Source organism: Streptomyces sp. TRM68416 (genome assembly GCF_014596915.1).
Lineage (GTDB): Bacteria > Actinomycetota > Actinomycetes > Streptomycetales > Streptomycetaceae > Streptomyces.
Window position 1 is genome coordinate 343,085 of sequence record NZ_JACVWU010000005.1, and the last position, 26,491, is coordinate 369,575.

Below are 26,491 nucleotides of genomic sequence, written 5' to 3' on the forward strand. Positions count from 1 at the left end.
CACCCGCATGGGCCAGCTCCTAGCTTCCCTTCAACGCGAACCGGTTCGACTCCGGGTCGGCTGTCACTCCAATCCTCTCTATGTGACCGGTCTCTTCCTCCTCCCAGGTGTGTCGAATCGGTTCGATGAAGGAGTCGTCGTGAACATCGGTGAGATCGCCCAGCGGGCTGGTGTCTCGCGGAGCACCGTGTCGTACGCCCTGAGTGGCAAGCGCCCGGTGTCGGAGGAGACCCGCCGGAAGATCCAGCGGGTCATCGACGAGCTGGGCTACCGGCCCAACGCGAGTGCGCGGGCCCTGGCCAACGGCCGGACCGGCACGATCGGTCTGGCCTTCCCGCCGGCTGGGGACCACTACACCGGCATGCAGCTGGACTTCATCGGCAGCGTGGTGGAGGCCGCGGCGGCGTACGACTACGACGTGCTGCTGTCCCCGAGCGGTGTGGACAGCGACCGCTCGTTCCAGCGGCTGCTGGGGGAGCGGCGGGTCGACGGCGCCATCCTGATGGAGATCAGGCTGCGCGACGACCGGGTCGACCATCTGGCCGAACTGGGCTTCCCGTCCGTTGCCATCGGCCGTACCGCGCACCCGGAGGGCAGCTGGTGGGTCGGCCTGGACCACACCGCGCTCGCCGCGGCCTGCGTGCACCATCTCGCGGACCTCGGTCACCGCCGGATCGCGTTCGTCAACCGACCCGAGCAGTTGCTGCATGCCGGCTATGAGTCCGCGCACCGGGGACTGGACGGGTTCGCGAAGGCCGCGGCCGAGCGCGGGCTGACGGTACGGACGTACTGCTGCGGGGACGATGCCGCCTCGGGCCAGGTGTGCCTGGAGCGGATCCTGCACGACGACCCGGCCACCACGGCCCTGGTCACGCTGAACGAGGCCGCCCTGGGGGGCCTGTATCGGGGGCTCGCGCAGGCGGGCCGTCATGTGCCGCGTGACTTCTCCGTCACCGGGGTCGTGGCCGGCCGGTGGGCGGAGACGGTGACCCCGCAGCTCACCGCTGCGGACGTACCCGCGGAGGAGATGGGTCGACGGGCCGTGGACCTGCTCGTCGAGCGGATCGACCATCCCGGCGCGCCGCCCCGGCACCACCTGCTCGCACCGCCGATCTCCCTGCGGGCCAGCACCGGACCCGTCACCGGCGCATCATCCGACGAAGCCTGATCCCCTCACCCGTCCTCTCCCTTCTTCCCGACCCTTCCCCTGTCACCCGGCACCCGCCCCCACCGGCGCCCTTCGGCGTGCCGCTCCCCCCAGCCACCCCGACCACGGCACACGTGTGCCCAAAGCCAAGGACCCGCCATGAACAGCTCCTCGAGACGGCTTCTCGCCGCCGTGTCCCTGTCGACCGCCGTGGCCGTCGCCGGCACCGCCTGTTCCTCCGGCGATGGCACCACGTCCGCGAAGTCGGCGGACGGCGGGACGTACACCATCTGGGACCCGTACCCGCAGTTCGACAGGAGCTCGGCCTGGACGAAGCTGCTGGAAGGCTGCGGCAGCGAGGCCGGGGTCAAGATCAAGCGGACGGCCTTCGACACCAGCGACCTGACGAACAAGGCACTGCTGGCCGCGCAGCAGGACAACTCCGCGGACGTGCTCATCGTCGACAACCCGGTGGTGTCGACCCTCGCCGAAGCAGGGGTGCTCACCACGACCGACGACAACAAGCTGGACACCTCGAAGGCGGACCCCAACCTGCTCGCGGCCGGCCAGTCGGGTGGGAAGACCTACGGAACGCCGATCGGTGCCAACACCCTCGCCCTCTACTACAACAAGGACGTTCTCAAGGCCGCGGGCGTGGACATCGCCTCGGTCAAGGACTGGGAGTCGCTGACTGCGGCGCTGGAGAAGGTCAAGAAGGCCGGCAAGAAGGGCATCACCTTCTCCGCGATCGGCACGGAGGAGGGCAGCTTCCAGTTCCTGCCGTGGTTCTGGGGCTCGGGCGCGAAGCTGACCGAACTCGACTCCGCTCAGGGGGTGGCGGCCGTCTCCTTGTGGACCGACTGGCTGAGGAAGGGCTACGCGCCCAACTCGGTCATCAACAACACCCAGACCACCAGCTGGCAGGAGTTCGCGAGCGGCGACTACGCCTTCGCCGAGAACGGCACCTGGCAGCTCGCCAACGCCGAGAAGGCCGGCTTCGAATACGGCGTCCTGCCCATCCCTGCCTCCGGGGGCGGCAACGCGGCCGCCCCGACGGGTGGCGAGTTCGTCACCGTCCCGGTCCAGGGTGACACCGGACGCTACGCGACCACGCGGAAGCTGGTGTCCTGCCTGACCAGCGCCGAGAACCTGTACGACACCGACACCACCCTGTCGTACGTGGCTCCCACCAGCGAGGTGCAGGACAAGCAGATTGCCGAGAACGCCGAGTTGAAGCCCTGGGTCGAGGCGGTGAAGGCGGCCAAGGGGCGCACCAGCGACGACCTGGGCACCAAGTACCCGAAGATCTCGGAGCAGTTGTGGAAGGCGGTCCAGTCCGCCCTGAGCGGTTCCAAGTCGCCCGAGGACGCACTGAGCGCGGCTCAGGACGCCGTCAAGTAATCGTCAGGCAACCGCGATCCGGGGCTCCTTGATGAAGCACACCACACACCTGCCGGAACGTCGGCCGATACGTGACCGGAGGGGGGCGGCGGCCACCGCCGCCCCGTCCCCGGCCCGCACCGCCCCCCGGCGCCGTCGTCCCGTTTCCCAGCAGTGGGCCGCTTGGGCGTTCCTCGCCCCGGTCGCTGTCTACCTCGTCCTCTTCTACGCCTATCCCCTCTACCGCAACCTCGACCTGAGCCTGCGCGACTACACCGTCCGCTCCTTCGTCCAGGGCGACGCGCCGTTCACCGGACTGGAGAACTACCAGAAGGTCTTCGGCGACCCGACGTTCGGTCCGGCACTCATCCACACGGTGGTGTTCACCGTCGTGTGCCTGGTTCTTCAGTACGCCATCGGCCTGGCCCTCGCGGTCTTCTTCCACCAGCACTTCCGGTTGTCGGCGACCTTGCGGGCCCTGTTCCTGGTGCCCTGGCTGCTGCCGCTGATCGTGTCGGCCTCCACCTGGTCGTGGATGCTCAACAGCGACTCCGGTGTCATCAACGCGGCGCTGCACGCCGTCGGTATCGGTCCGGTGCACTGGCTGACGTCACCGGACTGGTCGCTGACGTCGGTGATCGTCGCGAACATCTGGATCGGCGTCCCCTTCAACCTGGTGGTTCTCCACAGCGGACTGCAGTCCATCCCGCACAGCCTCTACGAAGCGGCCGCCCTCGACGGCGCGAGCGCCTGGCGACGTTTCTGGAGCATCACCTTCCCGCTCCTGCGCCCCGTGTCCGCCATCACGCTGCTGTTGGGGCTGGTCTACACACTCAAGGTCTTCGACATCATCTGGATCATGACCAAGGGCGGCCCGGCCGACTCGTCCACCACCTTCGCCACCTGGTCCTACCGGCTCGGCTTCGGCAACCTGCTGCCCGCCTTCGGCCCGGGCGCGGCCGTCGGCAACCTGCTCGTGGCCGCGGCCCTGGTCTTCGGTCTGGTGTACCTGAAGGTCCAGCGAAAGCAGTACGCCTCATGACCGGCCTCCGGACCACCCCGGCCAGACGCCGCCCGCACCGCGGCCGGACCACCTGGTGGAAGACGGCCACGGGCCTGATGCTCACCGCCGTCATGCTCTTCCCGGTCTACTGGATGCTGAACGTGTCCTTCACCCGCGACCAGGACATGCGCAAGTCACCGCCCGACTGGTTCCCTGTCAACGCCACCCTGGACGGCTACCGCACCGTCCTCGACCAGCAGTTGCCCTACCTGGCCACGAGCCTGGTCATCGGCCTGGGCACGGTCGTCCTGACCGTGGCGCTGGCAGCGCCCGCCGGGTACGCCCTGGCGAAACTGCGCCCGCGCGGCGGGGGAGTCCTCGGTTTCCTCTTCCTGGTCGCCCAGATGATCCCCGGCATCATCATGGCGATGGGCTTCTACGCCATCTACCTCCAGCTCGGCCTGCTCCAGTCCGTGCCCGGCCTGATCGTCGCCGACTCCACCCTGGCCGTGCCCTTCGCCGTCCTCATCTTCACCGCGTTCATGTCCGGCATCCCCGGCGAACTCCTCCAGGCCGCGCAGATGGACGGAGCCGGGCCCTGGCGCACCTTCCGGTCCGTGGTGCTGCCGATGAGCCGCAACTCGATCGTCACCGTGTCGCTGTTCGCGTTCCTGTGGTCCTGGTCCGACTTCGTCTTCGCCAGCACCCTCGCGGGCGGCGGCGCCCACGAGCCGATCACGCTCGGCATCTACCACTACATCGGCAACAACAACCAGGAGTGGAACGCCATCATGGCCACCGCCGTCGTGGCTTCACTGCCGGCCACGGTGATCCTCGTCCTCGCCCAGCGCTACGTCGCCGCCGGCGTGACCGCCGGAGCCGTCAAGGACTGACCACTTCATCATCGCCGGTCCCCCTGCTCAAGAAACGAGTCCCACTTGATGACCGCCGCCCGATCCGGCCCGGCCTTCTCCGTCCACGACATCCCGTTCAGCACGCACGGCTCCTGGTTCGGTATCTCGCCCGTGCTCGCGGAGAAGACACGTGCCGAGGACCTCCACCTCGTCTCGCACCAGAACGGCATGCACGCCGTCCTGCGCTTCACTCCCCTCGACACGACGACGGGCGAGCGCGCGGGGACCCGCGTCGAGGCGACTCCGCAACTGCTGAGCTGGACCGGCTCGGGAGGGCGCGTCTCCCTCGCCTACGCCTCACCGGACACCGTCCGCCTGCGCGGCGAAGGGCTCGGCCTGCGCGTCACCGCTGCGGCGGACGCCCTGACCCCCTTCACGGGCACCTACTTCTACCGCGACCCGACGGACGGGGCGCACGTGTTCGCCTCGTACGAGACCGGGCGCCGCTACCGCGTCACCGTGCTGTCGGGCACGGTCGCCGAGATATCCGGCAGCCAGGCCCTCGGCAGCGGTGAACGAGGCGTCACCCTCACCGCGGCCCCCGGCGAAGTCTGGGAAGCGGCCGTCGAGGAACTGGACAGCGCCCGCCTGCCCTACGCCTCCTCGGAGACGTTCGACGCCGTCGTGGCCACCGCGGAGCAGACCTTCGCCGCCTTCGCCGACGCGGTCGCCCCCTGGCGCTCCTCGGCCACGCCCGCCGCCGAACTCGCCGCGTACGTCGTGTGGTCGGCGACCGTCCGCCCGACGGAGCTGGTCACCCGACCCGCGGTGCTGATGTCCAAACACTGGATGGACAAGGTCTGGAGCTGGGACCACTGCTTCAACGCCCTCGCCCTGGCACCCGGGACACCCGCCCTGGCCTGGGACCAGTTCTCCCTGCCGTTCGACCATCAGGACGAGACCGGCGCCCTGCCCGACTCGGTGACCCACTCCGAGGTCCTCTACAACTTCGTCAAACCGCCCATCCACGGCTGGACCCTGTCCCACCTGCGCAGACGACTCCCCGACCCCCTCAGCCGGACTGAACTCGCCGCGATCTACCGCAGATTGGCGCGGTGGACCGACTTCTGGCTCACCGTCCGCCGCGCACCGGGCGCCGCCCTGCCCCACTACCAGCACGGCAACGACAGCGGCTGGGACAACGCCACCACCTTCGACCCCGAACGCGTGGTCGTCACCGCCGACCTGGCCGCCTTCCTCACCCTCCAGCTCCACGAACTGGCCGTTCTGGCCACCGAACTGGACCTGCCCGACGAGGCCCGCCGCTGGACCGTCACCGCCGAGGCCACCCAGGCCGCGATGCTCGACGAGTTGTGGACGGGAGAGCGGTTCGTGGCCCGTGGTGTCGACTCCGCCGCGACCTGGGGCAGCTCCAGCCTGCTGGACCTGATGCCGATGGCACTGGGCGAACACCTTCCCGAGCCCATCGGTAAAACCCTGGCCGCCCGGATCGAGGCCCACCTGACCCCGTACGGCCTGGCCACCGAACTGCCCGCCTCACCCCACTACCTCTCCGACGGCTACTGGCGCGGCCCGATCTGGGCCCCCGCCACCGTCCTCATCGAGGACGGCCTGCGCCGCGCCGGCCACCACCGCCTCGCCGACGAGATCAGCGCCCGCTTCCGCGCCCTGTGCGAAACCCACGGCTTCGCCGAGAACTTCGACGCCCTCACCGGCACGGGCCTGCGCGACCGCGCCTACACCTGGACCGCCAGCAGCTACCTCCTCCTCGCCGAAGCCCACGCACACCGAGACGGCCACTGACCGGCCGTCTCCCCACAGCCCCGGGGATGCTCCCACCCCGGTCATCCACCCCGCTCACCCAGGAGCCACAGCATGAAATCTCGCTGGACACATCCCAGCCCCGCAACCCGCACCGGACGCCGGGCGACCTCGTCCGTGGCCGTCCTCCTGGCCGCCCTGGCCGCGACCCTGGTGCCCGTCGGCCCGTCGCAGGCCGCGGACACCAGCGTCACCGTCGACTTCGCTACCGTCAAAGGCGCCCCCAGCTACCGCGCCTCGGGCATGATCTACGGGCTGACCGCCGACGGGTCGCTGCCGCCGGACCACTTCTTCAAAGACATCAAGTGGCAGTTCATGCGGGCCGGCGGCGCGCAGCTCAACGGCGGCGGCTACGCCACCAGCCTCGCCGACTACCAGACGCGCTGGCAGGCCACCCTCGCCCAGTACAAGCGCACCGACGCCCTCGGCGGCACGTTCGTCCTCCTGCCGCACGACCTGTGGGGCGCCGACGGCACCACCAGCCAGCCTTTCCCTGGCGACAACGGCGACTGGACGCAGTTCGACAACTTCGTCAACCAGCTCATCTCCGACGTCAAGGCCAACAACATGACGGTCCAGTGGGACCTGTGGAACGAGCCGGACCTGAGCGGCTTCTGGGACCGGCCCCAGAGCCAGTACCTGCAGATGTGGTCGCGGTTCCACGCCGCCGTGCGGGCCAATCTTCCCGCACAGCTCATCGTCGGCCCCAGCACGGCGAACCCGCCCCACTCCTCCAACACCTGGTGGACCACCTACCTGAACCACATCAAGGCCAACAACGTCGCCCCCGACATCTACAGCTGGCACGCCATCCCGCACGACCCCGTCCAGGCCGTCGGCAACGCCAACTCGACCCTCGCCGCCGCGGGCCTGACCAACACCCGCCCGTACCAGATCAACGAGTACGCCGGACGCGAGCAGCAGAACCCCGGTGGCGGCGGCTGGTTCATCAGCCGCCTGGAGCGGGCCGGCGCCGACGGCATGCGCGCCAACTGGGGATGGGGCCCCAACCTGCACGACTACGCGGCCAACCTGCTCACCAAGAACAGCTCCGGCCAGTACCTGCCGCTCGGCGAGTGGTTCCTGTACCGGTACTACGGCTCCCAGACCGGAAGCATCGTCAACCTCACGCCCGGTACGAACACCGACGGGCTGGCGACCAAGGACAACACCGCGCGCAACGCGAAGATCCTGCTGGGCAACGACGGCAACACCGGCGACGTCACCGTCAACCTCCACCGCCTCGACACCACCTCCGTGGTGGAGAACAGCCGGGTCCGCGCGATCGTCCAGCGCATACCGAACAACGGCGGCGACGCGGTGACGGGTCCGGTGACGGTCTCCGACCAGACCCTGACCGTCAGCGGCAACTCGGCCTCGGTGAGCGTGCCGTGGACGGACGCCGCGGACGGCTACACCGTCACGCTGCTGCCGCCGTCGAACACCACCGTCTCCACGGTCGCGGTCGTACAGCACAGCGGTCAGTGCCTGGACGACACCGACCTCAGCACCGCCGACGGCACGCAGTACCAGCAATATCACTGCGAGGGCGGCTACCAGCAGATGCTCGACTTCAAGCCGGTCGCCGGACGGCCGAACACCTACACCATCGTGAACGAGCACAGCGGTAAGTGCCTGGACGTCTCGGGCGCTTCCACGGCCGACGGTGCCGCCGTCATCCAGTGGACCTGCAGCGGCAGCACGAACCAGATGTTCACCCTCCAGCCCGTCACCGCGCTCGGCAGCGGCAAGGACTACCAGCTGGCCGCCGTCCACAGCGGCAAGTGTGTCGACGTCAGCGGGATCTCGACCGACCCCCGCGCGAAGATCCACCAGTGGACCTGCGACCCGGCGACCGACCTGACCTGGAAGAAGAACCAGATCTGGCGCCTCCAGGGCATGGGCTGACCTGTCCCCGGGCGGGGGGCCTCGGCACAGCAGGGACCCCCCGCCCGCGCCGGCCGCACTGACGCACCGGACGGAGCGCCTTCTCCATCGCACCCGGCGCCCTCGTTCACCAGTGCCGGGTGGAGCGTGCTCTTGACGGTGCCCATGCGCATCAGGTTGAGCGGGCCGCCGTCCGGCCTGCTCAACGGGACCTGACTGAGCGGGTGTGCGGACCGCCTGGTGACGCGGGCAGCCGATGGGGCACCGCTCTCACCCGCCGGGGCTGCCCGACTCTTGCCTGGTGCTCCACCCTTCAGGGGGCAGGTGACCTACCGCCGGACGGGCGGGAAGTCAGGCCTGCGGAGGCCGTGCCAGACCGACCCCCACCGGTCGGCCGTGGCCTGTGAAACAGGAACCCGAGGTGGTACCGCGATGGGGGAGGTACAGACCGGAATCTCCTGCCCTCGGGCAGGAGAGGACGTCAACCCGCCGGAATCAGGAGCTGGGTCGTGGCGAGCTGTGCGTACATCTCGTCCTCGGCCACCAGCTCTTCATGGGTGCCGACCGCGCGGACCCTGCCGGCGTCCATGACGACGATGCGGTCCGCGTCCGTCACCGTCGACAGGCGGTGCGCCACCACCAGGACGGTGGTCTCGCGTGCCGCCTCGGCGATGGCGTCCCGCAGCGCCAGCTCGTTGACCGCGTCGAGCTGCGAGGTCGCCTCGTCCAGCAGCAGCAGTCGAGGTCTGCGCAGCAGCGCGCGGGCGATCGCGACGCGCTGGCGCTCACCGCCGGACAGCTTCGAGCCGCGGTGCCCGACCAGGGTGTCCAGGCCGTGCGGGAGACGCTCGACAAGCGCGTCGAGCCTGGTCCGGGCGAGGACGGTCCGGATGTCGTCGTCCGTCGCGCCGGGCGCGCTGAAGACCAGGTTCTCCCGCAGCGTTCCGGCCAGCACCGGCGCGTCCTGCTCGACATACCCGATGACGGACCGCAACTCGGGCAGCGGCCACTCGCGTATGTCCTTGCCGTCCACCAGGATCCGGCCGCCGGTCGTCTCGTAGAACCGCTCGATGAGCGAGAAGACCGTCGACTTGCCCGCACCCGAAGGGCCGACGAAGGCTGTCGTCCCGGCGCCCGGCACCTCGAAGTCCACCTGCTGGTGGATGTACGGCAGCCCCGGCCCGTAGCGGAAGGACACCTCCTCGAAGCGGACCGACGCCGCACGCTGCACGGCTGCCACGTCCCTGGGCCGCGGCGGCCGGCGCTTGGCCGGTGGCTCCGCCGCCAGGCGGTCCACCTCCTTGATCCGGGAAATCGCCGCCGCACCCTCCTGGTACTCGGAGGCGGCCTCGACCAGCTTGTACACCGGCTCCATCAGGTAGAACAGGTACAGCAGGAAGGCGATGAGCGTGGAGACGGGGATGTCCCCGGACGCCACCCGCGCCCCGCCGACCGCGAGCACCGCGAGGAACGCCAGCTCGACGGCGAGGTTGTCCGCCGTTCCCAGCAGGGCCTCCCACTTCGCGCCGCGCACGCCGTAGCGCCACGCCCGCCGGGCCGACGCCTCGACGCGGGCGGTCTCCCGCTCCTCGGCGCCGGACGCCTTCACCGTACGGAACGCGCCGAAGACCCGCTCCAGGCCGGTGGACATCTCCCCGACCGCGGCCTGGGAGCGCTCGGCGGCCTGCCCGATCCTCGGCAGCACCAGGGCGGCGCCCGCCCCGACGACCACGACCACACCGAGTGCGACGCCGAGCAGGACGACATCGAGGAAGGCCATCACCACGACCGCCGCGATCAGCGTGACCGTCCCGGTCGCGGCGTTGACCACCGCCTGGGTGCTGACGGCCCGCAGAAGCGTGGTGTCGGAGGTCACCCGGGACATCAGATCGCCCGGCTGCATCCGGTCCACCGCCGACAGCCGCAGCCGCAGCAGCCGGCCGATCAGACTGCGGCGAGCGGCCAGGACCACGGACTCCGCCGTCCGCTCCAGCACGTAGGCGCCGAATGCCTCGGCCACCGTGCTGAGCAGCACCAGTACCGTCAGGGCCAGCAGGATGGTGGCGATCGTGCCACCGGACGAGAGCCGGTCGACCAGCGCCTTTGTAGCCAGGGGCTGGAGCAGTCCGCCGGCGGCCCCGGCCAGCGCCAACAGCAGACCGAGTACGACGGTCCACCGGTGCGGGCGGACATATCCGTACAGCGCCCTCAGCGTCTCGCGGACGCGGGGGGAGTCGGCACCCGTCGCCTCCGGGGCGGATGCGGTGTTCACAGGATTCCTTTCCAACGTGGTCGGCCGCGCACCTCGTCAGCGGCGGACGGCATCAGGCCGCACGGGGGCTTCCGGGCTCGGCTCAGGGGGCCGGTTCAGCGGCCGTCGCGGCAAGCGTGTGCACAACGGCATCGCGGGGATCAGGGCGTACGGCGGCCGGACAGAGGCCGCCGACCGCCCAATGCCGTGCCGAGAAACTCCCGGAGCTCGCCCCCGGGCCGCCTGGCGTCGCGGCGACTCGCTGCTTCGGCCGGGAGCCGGCGAGCGGTATCAGGTTCCTTCTCGTACGTACGGTGTGTCATGTCACCAGCCTGGAAGCCCGGGGGTTCCGGCGGCCATCCGGCGATCGTCGGGTGCGCCCCCGCCAAGTGGCTGGAGATGCTCCTCACCGTCGGCATCTGCTGCTCCCTTCGGCCGAGGCCGCCCATCGACGAGTGAGTCGCAGGCCGACGAGGCCGTTGCGCAGCGTGCGGCGGGAGAGCGTGTCTCGGGCGTGCAGTCGCTTCGGGACGAGGCGTACCGCGGCGCCTGTATTCAAGCGCTCCACCCATTGCTTTCCGAGCAGAGCCCGATGCCGGGCAGTGGAAGAGCCGGCGGAGGTTCAGGTCGACTGCAGGGGCGGATCGGGAGGCTGGCAGCACGGAGTGCCGCGGCGAAGGGTTTGACGAGCCGACGCCCGGCCCGGCTCGGCGCACCGGCCCGGGGAAGAACTGACGAGGTGTCCGATCGCGTTGGTCATGCGCTGGCCACGTTGGTCAGGAGAATCGCGCATCGTCGCAGGCCAGATCCCTAATCCGCGGAGACGGCCGGGGCCGCCACCCCTGGGCGAGGCAAGTCGTCGAGGGCCTCTGACCAGGCACTTTGTCATCCAGAGGCAGGTTCCCGTTTGCCGTCTGGTGCGGGCCTCATCTGGGTGTTCCTGCCTGTTCCTGACTGCTGTTGGTCACGCGTTGGTCATGTGGCCAACCGGCGGCGTCGATCAGCCCGTCGCGGATCGCCTCGGCAGGGACTGCGTCCCAGACCGCGCGGCACGGCTACCCCTCTCGTAGAAGGTTGCGAGTGCCGAGGTCAGGTCGGTGCGCTCGGTTGCCTCGCCACTGACCATGGTGGCGGGATCGGTCAGCACGTCGCTCATCGTCCAGAGGGGCGTCGGCCGAGTGTGTACTGCTGCCTCTCGCCCGGCCGCCGGGCGGGCCGCGCGCCACGTCCGGTTCGGAATGGCCTTTATGCCGCAGGGTGCCCTCGACGATCAGCTACGCGAGCTGCCCGGCTTGCGTGTCACCCGCACAGCGGCGACTGCGTGTGCTCAAGGTCCGTAGCCCTGGGGCGTGCGCAATATAGGCCACGTCCTGAGTGTCTAAGAGAGGTAACGGTCAGGGGAGTTACTCCGATCGAAATCCCCCGAAAGGGCAGGCCGAACACCGTGCGGGCGGCGCGGCTGTGGGCCGCTGCATTTCTGTACGCGTGATGCGCCGTTGTGGACGACGTACACGGCAACGGGTGTCCGCCGCAGTGAGGCCCTGGGGATGAAGTGGGACCTCGTCCACTGGGACGACTGCGCCATCGAACTGGAGTGGGTCGTCGTTGAGGTGGGAAACAAGAGCGTCCTGCGGCGCCTGGCCAAGGACGGTGACGACGACGCGATCATCTATGTCGATCCGGCGCTGATGGCGGTGCTGAAGGTTCAGCGGGAGCGCCAGCAGATGTGGAAGGAGAAGCTTGGCTCGCTCTGGGTGGAGCAGGGCCTTGTCTTTGCGCGGGACGGATACATGCTTCGCCGAGGCGGGATCGCGCCCGGTGGCGTCCAGGATGCTGGTCAGGTCAGCGCACGGTGGCGGACCACAAGAAAGTGGCTGGATCTTCCCGACCGGTTCCGCATCCACGACTGGCGGCGCAGCAAGGTCACCAACGACCTGGACGCGGGGGAGAACCCCGTGGAGGTCGCCGCGAACGTGAGGCACCACTCGCCGGGCTACACCATGGCCCAGTACGGCAAGCGACGAGTCCAAGGGGCCCGCAAGCTCGCGTCCGGGACGGCTCATCGCATCGGGTCGGGAAGGATTGCGTGACCGCTGTTCGGCTACGCGACGGGCATGCGGTCAATGGTCAGCTCGGTGCCTGCGGGCTTGATGAGGCTCGTTGAATTTGGCTCTGGCCGTGGTTCCGTGAACAACTGGTCGTGGGGGCTGCAAGACTGCTGTCGGCCGTCACATCGTGGCCGCCGCGTGCTGGTTGACTGTCCCTGTGACTGAACTGATGTGCGTACCGGATGCCGAGGACGGCTGGGAGCCCGCGACAGAACCGCCGGGCGGACCCAATCCGGCCCGGCAAGTCTCGATGTTCCAAGGCGTCGGCTGGCCCATGTACTCCTTCGCCTATCTCTCGGTGGACTTGGACGCGGTGGCCCGTCGGCTCAGGCTGACTCTTGAGACCTCGTGGGACGGACACGGCAGGGTCCGGGCGGCGTTCTTCGTGCTGGAGGGTACGGATTTCGTCGCTACCCATCACGAAGGGGACGCTCCGGGAACGCACATCTGGACCCGGATGGGCGGTCCGGTCGACTCGGCAGCGCGCGCGGGCAGGCTCCTCGCCGCGCTTGGCGTGGGGCCGGAGGTGGTCTCGTACTCCACGTGGGGGGTCGGCAGCAATCTGTCGGACATTCCCCCTGCCTGGAGTCGTGCGGGGCGTGCCATGCGCAAGCCAGTGCAGTCCCGCCAGGATTTCTGGGAAGACTTCAAGACGCACCCGGGCATATTCGTTGGCCGCGTCACCTTCGGGTCGGTGACCGGGTTCCTCAACGGCTACAACGTCGCCGCAGCAGGCGACCTCCTGAACGGGTTCCAGGAGTGGCTCGCCGCCAAACTGGGTTTCGGGACGAATCTGGTCTGGACGGGCTTGGTCCTGAAGCTTGCCTTTCCCAAGGGCCGCCCCCCAGAGCCGTGGTCACCCGAGGACGACCAGCACGCTGTGGATCAACTGCTCCTATTGCTCGACGAGTACTTCGGGTCTCTCGCCGGCGGTCCACAGGCTGACGGCGAGCCGCAGCCGACCCCGCAATCGTCCTGAACTGGAGCTCCACGGAATCCGACCAGGGTTTTACGGAATCCGACCAGGGTTTTTCAGTGGCCCTGTCTGCAGTTCCGTGAAGTTGATGGATGGATGAGGATCCGGGTGCGGAGGGGTTCGAACGAGGCCCGGCCGTACATAGCCCGCTTGAGTGTCTTCACCCGGTTCACGTTTCCTTCGACGGCTCCAGAGCTCCAGAGCAGAGTCAGGCCGGCGGTCACTGCGTCGAGGTCCTGGCGGAGGAAGCCGGCGAAGCCCTTCATGCGCTTCGGTGCGTCCTGCTCGGCCTGTCGGATCCACTCCAGCAGCAGGTATCCGCGCTGGTGACGGACCATGTCGGCGAAGGCGCGGGCGAGATCGCAGGCCCGGGTGATGTCGGGGCAGGCGAGCCGGACTTGAAGGAGCCGCTCGTCCGGTGCCCGCAGATCCCCTGGGGCGGGTGGGGTTGCTCAGGGCTTTCTGGTTTCCTACTTGTTTGACACAATGGGGTCATGTCTGAGACGACGTACAGCATCGGTGAGGGGCCGGCGACGCGGGTCAGCCTCTCCCTGCCCGAGGGGACTGCGGAGGCGATCCGGGCGCGGGTCGGTAAGCGGGAGTTCTCCGCGTTCATCGCCGCAGCCGTTGAGCGGGAGCTGCGGGGGCAGGTGTTGGACGAGTATCTGGCCGACTACGAGAGCCGCAACGGGCCGGCGTCCGAGCAGGCGCGGCAGCGGGCGCGGCAGGTGTTCGACGAGGTGTTCGCCGAGGAAGACCAGTGGCCCGCCGCAAGCTGAGCCACGAGGGGACGCTGGTCCTGGACAGCGAGGGGCTCTCCAAGCTGCTCGACGATGACGAGACAGTGGCGGCGCTGGTCGCGGAGGCGCGCTCCCGTGGCATGGAGGCGGTGATCTGCTCGCTCACCATCATCGAGGCCGTCCACGCCCGTACGAACAAGGCCCGGCTGAGCTGGCTGCTGTCTGGCCTGCGGGTGATCCCGGTGGGGGACGAGGAGGCGAAGGCGGCCTCGGCACTGTTGATGGGGGCAGGGCTGCACGGTCACAAGTACGCCATCGACGCGGCCGTGGCCGAGGCTGCCCTGCGGCAGCAGCGGCCCGTGGTCATGCTGACGTCCGACATCGACGACATGACCAAACTCTGCGGCGATCGGATTCGGCTCATTTCTGTGTGAGGCGGGCCAAGCGAGCGGGGAAAGGTGCAGAGCGGGATCTGAGCGGTGCTGGGGTGGACATGCCACCATCGTGGATCACGTACCTGGCCACCGGCGCGCGCCTGCGATCCATGGGCGAGGCTGGCGAAGGCACTGAAGGCGCTTTGATGCAGCCCGTCGTGCCTCCACAGGTCTCGGGTTGCGTCCAAGGAAGTGATGTACGGGTTCGACCTGATCCGGGGGTTTGCTCCGGCGTTGGGATGAGGCCCGCCGCTACATGGGACTCGACCTGCTGGCCAAGGCCCGCCTCCACTCGATCGAGTCAGAAACCGACGACACCGTCCTGCCCACCGAACTCACCGCACAGCCTCAAAGAAGAGATCACCGAGTGGCCGTCGATACACCACTCCAGCGGACGTGACCCGGTGGAGATTCAGGCCGACCGCAGGGGCGGATCGGGATGCTCGCAGCGCGGCAGCGTCGCGTCGAAGGGGTAGGCGAGCCGGCGTCCGGGGCGGCTCAGCGCATCGGTCCAAGGAAGATCTGACGAGATGTCTGATCGCGTTGGTCACGCGCCAGCCGCGCTGGTCACAGAAGTCGCACATCGTCGCAGGCCAGATCCCTAATCCGCGGAGACGGCCGGGGCCGCCACCCCCCACAGGAGAGGCCCCGGCCGTCGCGCGGCACGGGCCGCGCGGCGGCCCGTACTTCTTACAGCGCCGTGAGTGCGTTTTCTGTCACACCCCACCCGACCAGGGCCACGGCCCGCCCCGTCACGAGTGGGTTGCGCTTTGTGCGGACATGGACGAGCAGTGGTTTCAGGTCGTAACGTGCCATTCGCGCCGAGCGGGACAGTTGACTGATCACCGCAACCATCGACCGAGGAAAACGGGTGCTGGGGGACGACGCGGAGCTGACGACCGCGGTGCTTGCGGCACAGAACGGGGACGAGACCGCGTTCCGGACTGTGTACCGATCCGTGCACCCGCGGCTGCTCGGATACGTCCGGACGCTGGTCGGCGACCCGGACGCCGAGGACGTCGCCTCGGAGGCCTGGCTCCAGATCGCCCGTGACCTCGACCGCTTCAGCGGCGACGCGGACCGCTTCCGCGGCTGGGCCGCCCGCATAGCCCGCAACCGCGCGCTCGACCACATACGCATGCGCGGCCGCCGCCCCGCGATCGGCGGTGACGAGACGGAGCTCACCGGCAAGGCCGCGCAGTCCGACACCGCGGGCGAGGCCATCGAGGCCCTCGCCACCGACGGCACGCTCTCCCTCATCGCCCGGCTGCCGCAGGACCAGGCCGAGGCCGTCGTCCTGCGCGTGGTCGTGGGGCTCGACGCCAAGACGGCGGCGGAGACCCTCGGCAAGCGGCCGGGCGCCGTACGGACGGCGGCGCACCGCGGTCTGAAGCGACTCGCCGAGCTGCTCGGCGGCGATCCGGAACTCGATCCGGAATCGGCGGGCGTCCTCGACGCCCTGCCCCCTCAGCCAGAACCGCGCGGTCGCGCGGTGACGTCCGCGAGTGTGACGCATACGCGTGCGCGGACGCAGAAGGATGTGTGATGGCCGACGAGCAGTACAGGTGGCTGGACCCGGAAACCGCGGAACGTCTGCTGAGCGGGGAGTCACTCGAGGCTGTCGACGCGGCCGACCGGGACCAGGCGGAACGGCTCGCCAAGACGCTTGAGGCACTGACCGCCGAACCCCCGCTGAGCAGCGCCGAACTCCCCGGCGAGGCCGCCGCGCTGGCCGCCTTCCGCTCGGCCCGCGCCGACGCCCCGGCCCCCGTCGGCCGACCCGCCCGCCACCGTTCCCCCGACGCCGGGCTGGTCCGGATCGGCGGCCCCGCCCACGGCACCCGCCGCCCGCGCTGGGCCCGCCCGGCGCGCCTCGGGCTCGCCGCCGCGCTGGCCCTCGGCCTGGTCGGCGGCGTCGCCGTCGCGGCCGGAACCGGAGTGCTGCCCCAGCCGTTCGGCGACGACGAACCGACCCCGGCCTCCTCGGTCACGGTGGAGCCCACGCCCGGGCTCCCGCTCGCCCCGCAGCCGTCGCAAGGCGCCGGGGAGAGCGAGCCCGCACCCGACGGGAAGCCCTCGCACGGCGAGACCGCGACGGGCGGACCGGCCCCCGACCCCGGGTCCTCGGCCGACGAGGAGAAGGGCCGCGCCGACGGCTGGAAGGGCAGCGTCACCTCGGCCTGCCGGGACATCCGCGACGGCAGGCGCCTGAACGACGACCGCCGGCGTGCTCTGGAAGGCGCGGCCGGCGGCTCCGCGCGCGTGTCGAAGTACTGCTCGGGCCTCCTCGTCGACCGCGGGACGTCCCACGACGGCAGCAACAACGGCAGCGGCAACGGCAACGGCAAGGGCAAGGGCGGCGCGACCGGCGGCCGGGGCACCGGCCAGGACGACCACAACGGCCAGGACGACGACGAAGGCCACCGGCCCGGCCAGGGCGCGGGCCAGGGCGGCCACAACGGCCGGGGCGGCGGCGAAGGCCACCGGCCGGGCCAGGGCGCGGGCAGGGGCGGCCAGAACGGTCAAGGCGGCCACAACGGGCAGCACAGCCAGGGCGGCCAGAGCGGTCGCAACGGCCAGAACAGCCACAACGGCCAGGGCGGCCACAACGGCCAGAACGGTCGCAACGGCCAGGGACACGGCGAAAGCCACCAGCCCGGCCAAGGGGGCCGCAACGGCCAGGGCGACGGCGAAGGCCACCAGCCCGGCCAGGGCGACGGCGGCGGCCACCGCGCCGACGAACCGCCCTCCCGCCCGGAGGGTCGACACGCCAGCTGACCTGCGGATTCGTAGATCGTTGAAGTTTTTTCGCGCTAGGTGTGACGTTTTCCCGGCCCCGCACGCAGTACTCAATGAGCCGACTGGTCATCGGCCGTCGCACAGAGCCGGGGTTCCCCCCGTACCTACGGCTTGTGCACCTGGCGCGGGCGGGACACGTTCCCCCGGTCCCGTCCGCGCCCCACTCCTCTCCCGCCTCGCACTTCTTCCGCGACTCACCACGACACGACGACCTTGTCGCCGTTCCGCACCTGCGCGAACAGCTCCGCGACGGCCGTCTCGTCCCGGACGTTGACGCAACCGTGCGAGGCGCCCGCGTAGCCGCGCGCCGCGAAGTCGGACGAGTAGTGCACCGCCTGGCCCCCGCTGAAGAACATCGCGTACGGCATCGGCGAGTCGTACAGCGTGGAGTGGTGGTGGCGGGACTTCCAGTAGACCTGGAACACGCCCTCGCGCGTCGGCGTGTACTGCGAGCCGAAGCGCACCGCCATCGTCGAGACGGTCCGGCCGTCGATCATCCAGCGCAGGGTCCGGCTCGTCTTGTCGATGCACAGTACCCGGCCGGTCAGGCACCGCGGGTCCGGCTCGGCGGCCGGCTGCCCGCCCATCAGATACAGGTCCCACTGGCCGGGCTCGTCCGTCATCCTCAGCAGCCGCTGCCAGGTGACGCTGTCCGTCCGGCCCGTGCGCGGCAGCCCGCGCTTGCCCTGGAAGCCCTTGACCGCCCGTTCGGTCAGGTCGTCGTAGGTGCCCGTCGGCCCGTCGAACAGCCAGGCCACCTGGCGCAGCCGGGCCTGGAGCTCGCGCACGTCCCGCCCGGTGTCACCGCGGGACCACAGCACCTTCGGCGCCTCGCGCGCGGGCTTGTCGTCCGCCTTCTCGGGTGGGCCCGCCTCCGCGGTCCTCGACGGAGTCCCGCCGGGAGTCTCGATGCGCACCGGCGACCGCCGGCCGCCCTCCTCGTCGGACGGCTGCACCGTGCAGCCGCACACCACGGCGAGCGCCGCCGCCCAGGCGAGCACTCCGGCCGGTCTCCTCATGCCCCTGATACGCATCACGGCCCCCGTCGTCTCATGCCGGCGACTGCCGGTGTTCCGTGGGATGTCTCCCCGCGGAAGACTGGTTGTGAACGGTACGGAACGGCTGTGACCGGGGCCGCACGGACGTTGTGAGCAAGGTCCCAGCGTGCTGCACTCCACCGGGTGCGGGCCGCCCGGCTACAGTCCGTCGAAGGGTCGGCCTGTACCAGTGAGTGAGCATCGAGCGAACAGCTCGGCGGGAGGCAACACACCATGGCGCGCGAGTCGGAGTCCGGACTGCCCATCGAGCCGGTGTACGGGCCGGATGCCCTGGCGGGCTGGGATCCGGCCGAGAAGCTGGGTGAGCCGGGCGCGTACCCGTTCACCCGGGGTGTGTATCCGTCGATGTACACGGGCCGTCCGTGGACGATGCGGCAGTACGCCGGTTTCGGTACGGCGACGGAGTCCAACGCCCGCTACAAGCAGCTGATCGCCAACGGCACCATGGGTCTGTCGGTCGCCTTCGACCTGCCCACCCAGATGGGCCACGACTCCGACGCGCCGATCGCGCACGGCGAGGTCGGCAAGGTCGGCGTGGCGATCGACTCGGTGGAGGACATGCGGGTGCTGTTCGGCGGGATCCCGCTGGACAAGGTGTCGACGTCGATGACGATCAACGCCCCGGCGGCGCTGCTGCTGCTGATGTACCAGCTGGTCGGCGAGGAGCAGGGGGTCAGCGCCGACAGGCTGACCGGCACGATCCAGAACGACGTGCTGAAGGAGTACATCGCGCGCGGGACGTACATCTTCCCGCCCAAGCCCTCCCTGCGGCTGATCGCGGACATCTTCAAGTACTGCAAGGCCGAGATCCCGAAGTGGAACACGATCTCGATCTCCGGCTACCACATGGCCGAGGCGGGCGCCTCGCCGGCGCAGGAGATCGCGTTCACGCTCGCGGACGGCATCGAGTACGTGCGCACGGCGGTCGCGGCGGGCATGGACGTCGACGACTTCGCGCCGCGTCTGTCGTTCTTCTTCGTGGCCCGCACCACGATCCTGGAGGAGGTCGCGAAGTTCCGTGCGGCCCGCAGGATCTGGGCGCGGGTGATGCGCGAGGAGTTCGGCGCGAAGAACCCCAAGTCGCTGATGCTGCGCTTCCACACGCAGACCGCCGGCGTGCAGCTGACCGCGCAGCAGCCGGAGGTGAACCTGGTCCGCGTCGCGGTCCAGGGCCTGGCGGCGGTCCTCGGCGGCACGCAGTCGCTGCACACCAACTCCTTCGACGAGGCCATCGCGCTGCCCACGGACAAGTCCGCGCGCCTGGCGCTGCGCACCCAGCAGGTCCTCGCCTACGAGACGGACGTGACGGCGACGGTCGACCCGTTCGCGGGCTCCTACGTCATCGAGAAGATGACCGACGAGGTCGAGGCCGCCGCGGTCGAGCTGATGACGAAGGTCGAGGACCTCGGCGGCGCGGTCTCGGCCATCGAGCACGGCTTCCAGAAGAACGAGATCGAGCGTTCCGCGTACCGGATCGCGCAGGAGACCGACTCCGGTGAGCGGGTCGTGGTCGGCGTCAACCGCTTCCAGCTCGACGAGGAGGAGCCCTACGAGCCGCTGCGCGTCGACCCCGCCATCGAGGCCCAGCAGGCCGAACGCCTCGCCAAACTCCGCGCGGAGCGGGACCAGTCGGCGGTGGACGCGGCCCTGGACGCCCTGAAGAAGGCCGCAGCCGGCGAGGACAACGTCCTGTACCCCATGAAGGACGCCCTCCGCGCCCGCGCCACCGTCGGCGAGGTCTGCAACGCCCTGCGCGAGGTCTGGGGCACCTACGTACCGTCGGACGCCTTCTGAGCTGGGCGATTACTTCGTACGGGTGATCGGGGGCGGAACGTGCACGTCCCCGGTTACGCTCGTGAAGAGTGGGCCCCGACAAGGAGGACGCCATGGCCGTACTGCAGCAGGAGCTGACTCTGGGCGAGGCTGCCGAGCAGCTTGCCCATGCACTGCCTGGCCACCGCGTGGAGATTCTCCAGGGGAGGCTCGTTGTGACACCGCCGCCGGATGGCCCGCACCAGCTGGCGCTGACCAAAATCGGTCGCAGCTTCGACAGGGCGGGCATCGAAGGCAGCGGAGCCGAGCATGTCCAGGGCATCGGTCTCTGGCTGCCCACGCTCCCCGAGGACTTCGCGATCCCCGACTTCTCCGTCGTCGACGAGGACTTCTGCGACGCTCACGTCAAGAAGAACTACTACGCCCCGAACGTCTTCCGCCTGGTCATCGAGGTCACCTCGTCCAACTGGTCCGACGACCTCGGTCCCAAGGTCGAGTGCTATGCCCAGGCCGGTATCCCGGCATACGTCGTCGCGGACCGGAAGCATGACGAGGTGCTCCTGTTCACCCTGCCGGTCGACGGCAAGTACCCCGCCCCCCAACGGTTCAAGCGCGGCCAGAGCATGCCTGTGCCCGAGTCCGTAGGTATCAGCGTCGAACTCTCCGTGGACATGCTTCTCAACGGCTAGGGCAACCCGAGTGTCGTACCCCCGTGCGACACTCCTTTCCATGTTCGGCGTCATCGATCTCCCCACCTACCTCGCGGGCCTGGTCCTGATCGTCCTGCTGCCCGGCCCCAACTCCCTCTACGTGCTCTCCGTCGCCGCCCGCAAGGGCGTCCGGGCCGGATACGGCGCCGCGGCCGGGGTCTGGTGCGGGGACGCCGTGCTGATGACGCTGTCGGCCGCCGGGGTGGCCTCGCTGCTCCAGGCCAACGCCGTGCTCTTCGGGATCGTGAAGTACGCCGGCGCCGGCTATCTGACCTGGCTGGCGGTCGGGATGCTGCGGGCGGCCCGGGGGATGTGGCGGGCGCGGCGGGAGCCGGGCGCCGACGACGCGCCGGCCGCCGCTGCCGCGGACGAGCGGCCCTACCGGCGGGCGTTCGTCATCAGCCTGCTCAACCCCAAGGCGATCCTGTTCTTCGTCGCGTTCTTCGTGCAGTTCGTCGACCCGGCATACGCCTACCCGGCCCTGTCCTTCGTCGTCCTCGGCGCCCTGGCCCAGCTCGCCAGCTTCCTCTACCTCACCGCCCTGATATTCAGCGGCACCAGGCTGGCGAGCGCCTTCCGGCGGCGCAGGCGGCTGTCGGCCGGGGCGACCTCGGCGGCGGGGGCCCTGTTCCTGGGGTTCGCGGTGAAGCTGTCGCTCGCGGGCAGCTAGAGCCCGGCCCGGGCAGTCCGGCCGTACGTCTTCGAGGAGTTCCGCGCGACCGCCGACGCGCTCACAGACGACCGGCGTCCGCCTTGGTCCGTGCGTCGCCGGGTGAGATACTGCGCGCCGCGGGATCAGCGGAGCTTACGGGGGGCACGATGGGTCAGGCGGTGACCGCCACAGCCATGTTGCGGGTGGCGGACGTGCACAAGTCGTACGGTCGGGGCGCGAACGCCGTGCACGCCCTGCGTGGTGTCTCCTTCGAGGTCCCCCCGGGAGAACTCGTCGCGCTCAGGGGCCGCTCCGGCTCCGGCAAGACGACACTGCTCAACATCGTCGGCGGCCTCGACGAGCCGGACAGCGGACGCGTCACCGTCGACGGGCTGGACCTGCGCGAGCAGGGCGAGGACGCCCTCCTCGCGCTGCGCCGGGAACGCATCGGCTTCGTCTTCCAGTCGTTCGGGCTCATCCCCATCCTCACGGCCGCCGAGAACGTGGGCATGCCGATGCGGTTGCGCAGGGCGGATCCCCGCGAGCGGCGGGAGCGCGTCGAGCTGCTGCTGTCCCTCGTGGGCCTCGCCGACCATGCCGAGCAGCGACCCGGCGAGTTGTCGGGCGGACAGCGCCAGCGCGTCGCGATCGCCCGTGCCCTGGCCAACAGCCCCTCGATCCTCATCGCCGACGAGCCGACCGGGCAGTTGGACGCGGAGACCGGGCACTCCGTGATGGAGCTGCTGCGCGCGGTCGTCCGCAGCGAACGGATCACGGCCCTGGTCGCCACGCACGACACGACGCTCCTCGACCTCGCCGACCGCGTGCTGGAGCTCAAGGACGGCGAGATCACCGAGTCCTGAAGTGCCGGGGCCCCAGGGCCCGTCGGCCGGAGCTCGCCGCGCGGGCGGGGGCGCCCCCGGTTCCTGTCAGGGCCCCGGCTCCGCCGCGTCCGAGGTGTCCGGGCCCCGGCCCGCGCGGTCGTTCCGGTCGTTCCGGTCGTCCGGGCGGACCGCGATGTGGTCGGGCTCCAGTTCCAGGGCGACGCGGTCGCGCATCCCCAGGGCCCTGGTGTACTCCGCCGGGAGCTGGAGGCGGCCGGCGCGGTCGAGCATGGCGTACTCGCGGGCCACCAGGTTCTCCTGGCCCGTGGCGGAGTCGACCTCGCTGTGCCGCAGGACCTCCGTCGAGGTACGGCCGTCGCGGATGGCCACGGTGCGGCGGACCTCACCGGCGACGGACTGGTCGTGGGTGACGATCACGATGGTCGTGCCCAGTTCCTCGTTCGCGGTGCGGAACGCGGCGAAGACCTGTTCGCCGGTGTGGGAGTCGAGTTCGCCGGTGGGCTCGTCGGCGAGCAGGACCGCCGGGTCGTTGGCGAGGGCGACCGCGAGGGCGACGCGCTGCTGCTGGCCGCCGGACATCTCGGGCGGTGTGCGGTCGCGGCAGTCGGCGACCTCCAGCAGGTCGAGGAGTTCCATGACGCGGGTGGCCCGGGCCCGGCGTCCACGGCGGGTGCCGGCCAGTTGCAGGGGCAGGGCGACGTTCTGCGCGGCGGTGAGGTACGGCAGGAGATTGCGGGACGTCTGTTGCCAGACGAAGCCGACGGTGGCGCGACGGTAGGCCAGACGCTCCTTGGCGGACATCGTGACCAGGTCGTGGTCGGCGACGCGGGCCGCCCCGGCGGTGGGCTTGTCCAGTCCGGCCAGGATGTTCATGAGGGTGGACTTACCGCTGCCGGAGGCCCCCACCAGAGCCATGAGTTCTCCCTTGCGCACCAGGAGGTCGAGGCCCTGCAGCGCCTGGACCTCCACGCCGTCGGCGGAGAAGATCCGGACCACCCGGTCGCAGGTGATCAGGGCGTCATGGCCGTAGGCGGCCTCGTTGCGCGCGGCGAGGGCACGGTCGGCGAGCTCGTGGAAGGTCGGGCTGCTGGTCATCGGATGCTCCTGGGCGGACGCGGGAACACGGGCCGGTACCCGAGGGGGCTGGACGCGGTCGTTCGGGTCGTGCCGTGGTTGCGCGGCCCGGCGGCCCCGGTCCCGGAGCCGGCGCGGTCCGTACGGCAGGACCTGGTTGTCGGGGGGCTGTTCACTGTCTAGCCGTCCCCCAGCCTCAGTTCGCGCACCGAGCCGCGGCGGCCGGCCCACCAGGCCTGCCCGGCGGGCACGCCGACGGCCAGCAGCAGCACGGCGAGCGCCGGAACCGCCAGCGACAGCGGATCGGTGCGCAGCGCGGCCCCTTCGAGGGCGGACGGCGAGGCCAGGGCGATGGTCGCGAGGTCGATACCGGGCGACAGCAGACGGATGCAGGCCCAGCCGGTCAGGACGCCGCCCGCCGCGGCCAGCAACGCCTGCGGCAGGGCCATGAGGATGAGCAGTCGGCGGCCCTGGGAGCGGTTCATGCCCATGGTGCGCAGCCGGGCGAGCAGAGCGGTGCGTTCGGGCGCGGTGCGCAGCACGGTCAGCAGGAGGGCGAGTACGGCGTACCCGGCGCCCGCGGCGACCGCGACGCCGAACAGGCGTTCCGTGCCGGACTGGAGCGGGGAGTCGACGAACCGCGCGCGTTCCTCGGCGCGCAGCCGGACGGTCGCCCCCGTGCCGTCCGCCGCGGAGCGCAGCGCCCGGCCGTTCAGGGTGTCGCCGGTCAGGAGCAGGGTGGTCGCACGGGCGGCGGGGAGGCCGGAGCGGTCCACGACGAGGAAGTCGTCACCGGTCACGGCCGGTGTGCGCGCCCGGACCAGGACGATCCGGACGGTGACGGAGGTGCCGTCCGGGAGGAGCACGGTGGAGGGGCCGGTGCCGTACTCTTCGGCCACGCGCGGGGAGGCCAGCGCGGGCAGGGGCCGGGCGGCACCGTCCGCCGTACCGGCACCGCCCGCCGTACCGGCGGCCCCCTGCCGGAGGTCCGCCGCGTCGAACGGCCCCAGCGCCGTGCGGTGGGACAGGCGCGCGTAGGCGTCGGGGTCCACCCCGGCCAGCGGGACCGGCTGGGTGCTCTGCTCCGGCTTCGCGTCGTTGACGACGCTCACCTCGGTCGCGTCCCGGACGCCGGGCAGCCGGCGGACGCGGTCCGGCAGGTCGCGCGGGAGGGTGCCGGCGGTGGTCTCGACGCGGCCGTCGGCGCCGACGTCGAGGAGCGCGGCCCGGTCGCGGGCCGCCGTGACCCCGGCCAGCACGGAGCCGCCGAACGCGGCCGCGGTCAGGGCGCCGAGCAGGGCGAGCAGCGGCAGCACGGCGAAGCCGGGGGAGCGGGCCACCTGGGCCAGTGACAGCGGGATCACCAGGCCGCGCAGCCGGCGGGTGGCCGCCCTGCTCAGGGCGCGCAGCGGCAGGGGGTGCAGCCGTGCCAGCAGCAGCGCGGCGACGACGCCCGTCAGCAGCGGGGCGGCGGCCACCAGGGCGGTGCTGCCGGATCCCTGCCGGCGCAGTGCGGCGATCGCTCCCCCGGCGATCACCAGGACGGTGACCTCCGCCACCGTGCGTCGCCGTGACGTCCGGGCCCTGCCGAGGTCCTCCCCGCCGTCGTGCAGGCGTACCGTGCGGTGCGCGGCCACGGCGCGCAGCGGCAGCACGAGGCAGGCGACCAGAGTGACGGCGAGGGCGGCGGCGACGGCGGGCGCGGTGCGGGCGTCGGGCAGCAGCAGGAGTGCGGCGGTCAGTCCGAGGGCGCCGGCCGGTACGGCCACCGCCGTCGTCTCCGCCAGCAGCCGTCCGGCGAGACCGGTCAGGGAGGCGCCGCGGGCCCGCAGCAGGGTCAGTTCGGCGCGCCGGCGGTCGGCTGCCACGCCTCCGGCCATGACCAGGACGATGACGGCGAGGCTGCCGGTCCCGACGGCGGCGAGAAGGAGCAGCGGCTCGATGCCCGACCGCAGTCCGGCATGGTCGGCGAGGGTTTCGTCGAGCTTCGTCCGGGCCTCCAGCTCCTCGTCGACGGAGGCCCGCAGGCGCTGCACGCCCGGCCCCGATTCCAGGGCGGCGACGGCGGAGGTCAGGCGGTCGAGATCGTGGGCGCGGAGGCTGCCCACGTCGGGGGCGACGTTCCAGTAGCGCTCGGGGCGGCCGGGCGTGCGCAGCAGGACGGGGCCGGCCTCGGGGGCGAGGAGCAGGCCGCCGACCCAGTAGACGTCCGTCGGCCGGCTGCCGGGCAGGCGGCTCAGGGTGGGGGTGCGCAGCGCGGGCAGCGTCGACCAGTACGCGCCCGCGGGGGTGCGCGGCTTGACGATGCCCGTGATCCGGACGGCGAGCGGGCCGCCTCGCGCGTCCGGTACGTGGATCACGGAACCCACCCGGATGCGGAGCTGGCGTGCGGTGTCCGCGGTGACGGCGGCCTCGACCCGCTCGGTCGTCGCGGTCACCTCGCCGGTGGCGCGGGGCAGCCGTCCCGCGCCGATCCGGGCGTGGGAGGCCAGGTCCTGCTGGGCGGCGAGCACCATCTGGGCGGGCAGTCCGGCGGGCCGGGGGATCCGGGGGGCCGACACCGCCAGGGGGACGGTCGTGCGGACGCCGTACGACGACTGGTCGCGGTCGGGGGTCAGCGGTGCCTCGGCGGTGGCGAGGACCTCGGCCCACGCCTCGGCCAGCCGGTCGCCGCGGAACAGGGCCTGCCTCTCCTGGACCGTGGCCGTCCAGGGAGGCGCGGCCTGCACCTGCACGGTCGTGCGGTCGGGGCGGGCCTGCTCGATCGCCTGGCGCAGCCCCGCGTCCCCGTACCGGTCGACGGCGCGCGGGTACGCGGCGGCAAGCGCCGCGGTCACGGCCACCAGCAGTGCGAGGGCGACGGAGGTGCCGGCGAAGGCCCTCAGCCGGGTCCTCAGTCCGGCCCCCGCACGCGGGGGCACGGGCCCCGTCCTCTCGTCCCGAGGGGGTCCCTGCTGC

At 70.9% G+C, this 26,491-nt stretch carries 23 protein-coding genes; 18 read left to right on the top strand and 5 right to left on the bottom strand.

The features are described from left to right. Positions 1-139 precede the first annotated feature (139 nt). The 6 genes from ICC28_RS11330 to ICC28_RS11355 all read left to right on the top strand — a co-directional run bounded on the left by ICC28_RS11330 (position 140) and on the right by ICC28_RS11355 (position 8,134). Positions 140-1,168, top strand: coding sequence for a LacI family DNA-binding transcriptional regulator (locus ICC28_RS11330; RefSeq protein WP_188288338.1), 1,029 nt, complete (start codon positions 140-142; stop codon positions 1,166-1,168). Between the two features lie 138 nt (positions 1,169-1,306). After that, positions 1,307-2,548, top strand: a complete 1,242-nt coding sequence (locus tag ICC28_RS11335) for an ABC transporter substrate-binding protein (RefSeq protein ID WP_188288339.1) — start codon at positions 1,307-1,309, stop codon at positions 2,546-2,548. A gap of 31 nt (positions 2,549-2,579) precedes the next feature. Further along, positions 2,580-3,569 (top strand): carbohydrate ABC transporter permease, encoded by a 990-nt coding sequence (locus ICC28_RS11340; RefSeq protein ID WP_188288340.1) that lies wholly within the window; start codon positions 2,580-2,582, stop codon positions 3,567-3,569. Then, positions 3,566-4,423, top strand: coding sequence for a carbohydrate ABC transporter permease (locus ICC28_RS11345; protein WP_188288341.1), 858 nt, complete (start codon positions 3,566-3,568; stop codon positions 4,421-4,423). The genes ICC28_RS11340 and ICC28_RS11345 overlap by 4 nt, the downstream gene beginning before the upstream one ends. 48 nt (positions 4,424-4,471) lie before the next feature. Beyond that, the gene (locus ICC28_RS11350; RefSeq protein ID WP_188288342.1) at positions 4,472-6,208 is read left to right on the top strand and encodes an amylo-alpha-1,6-glucosidase; all 1,737 of its coding nucleotides are present in this window, start codon (positions 4,472-4,474) and stop codon (positions 6,206-6,208) included. Positions 6,209-6,280: 72 nt separating this feature from the next. After that, entirely contained in the window at positions 6,281-8,134 is a 1,854-nt protein-coding gene (locus ICC28_RS11355; protein WP_223188652.1) for an RICIN domain-containing protein, read from the top strand. Between the two features lie 460 nt (positions 8,135-8,594). Here ICC28_RS11355 and ICC28_RS11360 read toward each other — a convergent pair whose 3' ends face one another. After that, positions 8,595-10,385, bottom strand: a complete 1,791-nt coding sequence (locus tag ICC28_RS11360) for an ABC transporter ATP-binding protein (RefSeq protein WP_188288343.1) — start codon at positions 10,383-10,385, stop codon at positions 8,595-8,597. Between the two features lie 300 nt (positions 10,386-10,685). Between ICC28_RS11360 and ICC28_RS11365 the strand changes: the two genes are divergently transcribed. From ICC28_RS11365 to ICC28_RS11375, 3 genes are all read left to right on the top strand, one after another. Next, entirely contained in the window at positions 10,686-10,823 is a 138-nt protein-coding gene (locus ICC28_RS11365) for a hypothetical protein (protein ID WP_188288344.1), read from the top strand. A gap of 1,088 nt (positions 10,824-11,911) precedes the next feature. Further along, a complete protein-coding gene (locus ICC28_RS11370; protein WP_188288345.1) occupies positions 11,912-12,454 on the top strand; it encodes a hypothetical protein in 543 nt (180 codons plus the stop codon). Between the two features lie 175 nt (positions 12,455-12,629). Beyond that, positions 12,630-13,451, top strand: a complete 822-nt coding sequence (locus ICC28_RS11375) for a hypothetical protein (RefSeq protein ID WP_188288346.1) — start codon at positions 12,630-12,632, stop codon at positions 13,449-13,451. A gap of 53 nt (positions 13,452-13,504) precedes the next feature. On the opposite strand, the gene ICC28_RS11380 is transcribed toward ICC28_RS11375, so the two are convergent. Further along, positions 13,505-13,876 carry a transposase gene (locus ICC28_RS11380; RefSeq protein WP_223188721.1) on the bottom strand — a complete coding sequence of 124 codons (372 nt, stop codon included), beginning with the start codon at positions 13,874-13,876 and terminating at the stop codon, positions 13,505-13,507. Between the two features lie 66 nt (positions 13,877-13,942). On the opposite strand from ICC28_RS11380, the gene ICC28_RS11385 reads away from it, so the two are divergent. The 5 genes from ICC28_RS11385 (at position 13,943) to ICC28_RS11405 (ending at position 17,400) form a co-directional block, all read left to right on the top strand. Continuing rightward, the gene (locus ICC28_RS11385) at positions 13,943-14,227 is read left to right on the top strand and encodes a hypothetical protein (protein ID WP_188288347.1); all 285 of its coding nucleotides are present in this window, start codon (positions 13,943-13,945) and stop codon (positions 14,225-14,227) included. Then, positions 14,209-14,622 (top strand): DNA-binding protein, encoded by a 414-nt coding sequence (locus ICC28_RS11390; protein ID WP_188288348.1) that lies wholly within the window; start codon positions 14,209-14,211, stop codon positions 14,620-14,622. Before ICC28_RS11385 ends, ICC28_RS11390 begins: the two co-directional genes overlap by 19 nt. 256 nt (positions 14,623-14,878) lie before the next feature. Further along, the gene (locus tag ICC28_RS11395) at positions 14,879-15,022 is read left to right on the top strand and encodes a hypothetical protein (RefSeq protein WP_188288349.1); all 144 of its coding nucleotides are present in this window, start codon (positions 14,879-14,881) and stop codon (positions 15,020-15,022) included. A gap of 471 nt (positions 15,023-15,493) precedes the next feature. Further along, a complete protein-coding gene (locus tag ICC28_RS11400; protein ID WP_188288350.1) occupies positions 15,494-16,168 on the top strand; it encodes an RNA polymerase sigma factor in 675 nt (224 codons plus the stop codon). Continuing rightward, a complete protein-coding gene (locus ICC28_RS11405) occupies positions 16,168-17,400 on the top strand; it encodes a hypothetical protein (protein WP_188288351.1) in 1,233 nt (410 codons plus the stop codon). Before ICC28_RS11400 ends, ICC28_RS11405 begins: the two co-directional genes overlap by 1 nt. A 215-nt stretch (positions 17,401-17,615) precedes the next feature. On the opposite strand, the gene ICC28_RS11410 is transcribed toward ICC28_RS11405, so the two are convergent. Continuing rightward, a complete protein-coding gene (locus ICC28_RS11410; RefSeq protein WP_188288433.1) occupies positions 17,616-18,440 on the bottom strand; it encodes a L,D-transpeptidase family protein in 825 nt (274 codons plus the stop codon). 252 nt (positions 18,441-18,692) lie between these two features. Between ICC28_RS11410 and ICC28_RS11415 the strand changes: the two genes are divergently transcribed. From ICC28_RS11415 to ICC28_RS11430, 4 genes are all read left to right on the top strand, one after another. Beyond that, positions 18,693-20,273 (top strand): methylmalonyl-CoA mutase, encoded by a 1,581-nt coding sequence (locus ICC28_RS11415; protein WP_188288352.1) that lies wholly within the window; start codon positions 18,693-18,695, stop codon positions 20,271-20,273. Between the two features lie 92 nt (positions 20,274-20,365). Then, positions 20,366-20,941 (top strand): Uma2 family endonuclease, encoded by a 576-nt coding sequence (locus ICC28_RS11420; RefSeq protein WP_188288353.1) that lies wholly within the window; start codon positions 20,366-20,368, stop codon positions 20,939-20,941. Between the two features lie 40 nt (positions 20,942-20,981). After that, a complete protein-coding gene (gene leuE, locus ICC28_RS11425; RefSeq protein ID WP_188288354.1) occupies positions 20,982-21,632 on the top strand; it encodes a leucine efflux protein LeuE in 651 nt (216 codons plus the stop codon). A gap of 149 nt (positions 21,633-21,781) precedes the next feature. Next, a complete protein-coding gene (locus ICC28_RS11430; RefSeq protein WP_188288355.1) occupies positions 21,782-22,477 on the top strand; it encodes an ABC transporter ATP-binding protein in 696 nt (231 codons plus the stop codon). Between the two features lie 66 nt (positions 22,478-22,543). Here ICC28_RS11430 and ICC28_RS11435 read toward each other — a convergent pair whose 3' ends face one another. Together ICC28_RS11435 and ICC28_RS11440 are read right to left on the bottom strand one after the other, a co-directional pair. After that, on the bottom strand, positions 22,544-23,554 hold the full coding sequence (locus tag ICC28_RS11435) for an ABC transporter ATP-binding protein (protein ID WP_188288356.1): 1,011 nt from the start codon (positions 23,552-23,554) through the stop codon (positions 22,544-22,546). A 158-nt stretch (positions 23,555-23,712) separates the two neighbouring features. After that, positions 23,713-26,454, bottom strand: a complete 2,742-nt coding sequence (locus tag ICC28_RS11440) for an FtsX-like permease family protein (protein WP_188288357.1) — start codon at positions 26,452-26,454, stop codon at positions 23,713-23,715. Positions 26,455-26,491 lie beyond the last annotated feature (37 nt).

What these genes read in the sequence shown, in the direction of transcription:
- ICC28_RS11405 (WP_188288351.1), top strand. Translation starts at nt 16,168, where the DNA reads ATGGCCGACGAGCAGTACAGGTGGCTGGACCCGGAAACCGCGGAACGT.
- ICC28_RS11395 (WP_188288349.1), top strand. Translation starts at nt 14,879, where the DNA reads ATGGGACTCGACCTGCTGGCCAAGGCCCGCCTCCACTCGATCGAGTCA.
- ICC28_RS11345 (WP_188288341.1), top strand. Translation starts at nt 3,566, where the DNA reads ATGACCGGCCTCCGGACCACCCCGGCCAGACGCCGCCCGCACCGCGGC.
- ICC28_RS11410 (WP_188288433.1), bottom strand. Translation starts at nt 18,440, where the DNA reads ATGAGGAGACCGGCCGGAGTGCTCGCCTGGGCGGCGGCGCTCGCCGTG.
- ICC28_RS11355 (WP_223188652.1), top strand. Translation starts at nt 6,281, where the DNA reads ATGAAATCTCGCTGGACACATCCCAGCCCCGCAACCCGCACCGGACGC.
- ICC28_RS11435 (WP_188288356.1), bottom strand. Translation starts at nt 23,554, where the DNA reads ATGACCAGCAGCCCGACCTTCCACGAGCTCGCCGACCGTGCCCTCGCC.
- ICC28_RS11335 (WP_188288339.1), top strand. Translation starts at nt 1,307, where the DNA reads ATGAACAGCTCCTCGAGACGGCTTCTCGCCGCCGTGTCCCTGTCGACC.
- ICC28_RS11420 (WP_188288353.1), top strand. Translation starts at nt 20,366, where the DNA reads ATGGCCGTACTGCAGCAGGAGCTGACTCTGGGCGAGGCTGCCGAGCAG.
- ICC28_RS11340 (WP_188288340.1), top strand. Translation starts at nt 2,580, where the DNA reads ATGAAGCACACCACACACCTGCCGGAACGTCGGCCGATACGTGACCGG.
- ICC28_RS11365 (WP_188288344.1), top strand. Translation starts at nt 10,686, where the DNA reads ATGTCACCAGCCTGGAAGCCCGGGGGTTCCGGCGGCCATCCGGCGATC.
- leuE (WP_188288354.1), top strand. Translation starts at nt 20,982, where the DNA reads ATGTTCGGCGTCATCGATCTCCCCACCTACCTCGCGGGCCTGGTCCTG.
- ICC28_RS11430 (WP_188288355.1), top strand. Translation starts at nt 21,782, where the DNA reads ATGGGTCAGGCGGTGACCGCCACAGCCATGTTGCGGGTGGCGGACGTG.
- ICC28_RS11350 (WP_188288342.1), top strand. Translation starts at nt 4,472, where the DNA reads ATGACCGCCGCCCGATCCGGCCCGGCCTTCTCCGTCCACGACATCCCG.
- ICC28_RS11385 (WP_188288347.1), top strand. Translation starts at nt 13,943, where the DNA reads ATGTCTGAGACGACGTACAGCATCGGTGAGGGGCCGGCGACGCGGGTC.
- ICC28_RS11415 (WP_188288352.1), top strand. Translation starts at nt 18,693, where the DNA reads ATGGCGCGCGAGTCGGAGTCCGGACTGCCCATCGAGCCGGTGTACGGG.
- ICC28_RS11370 (WP_188288345.1), top strand. Translation starts at nt 11,912, where the DNA reads ATGAAGTGGGACCTCGTCCACTGGGACGACTGCGCCATCGAACTGGAG.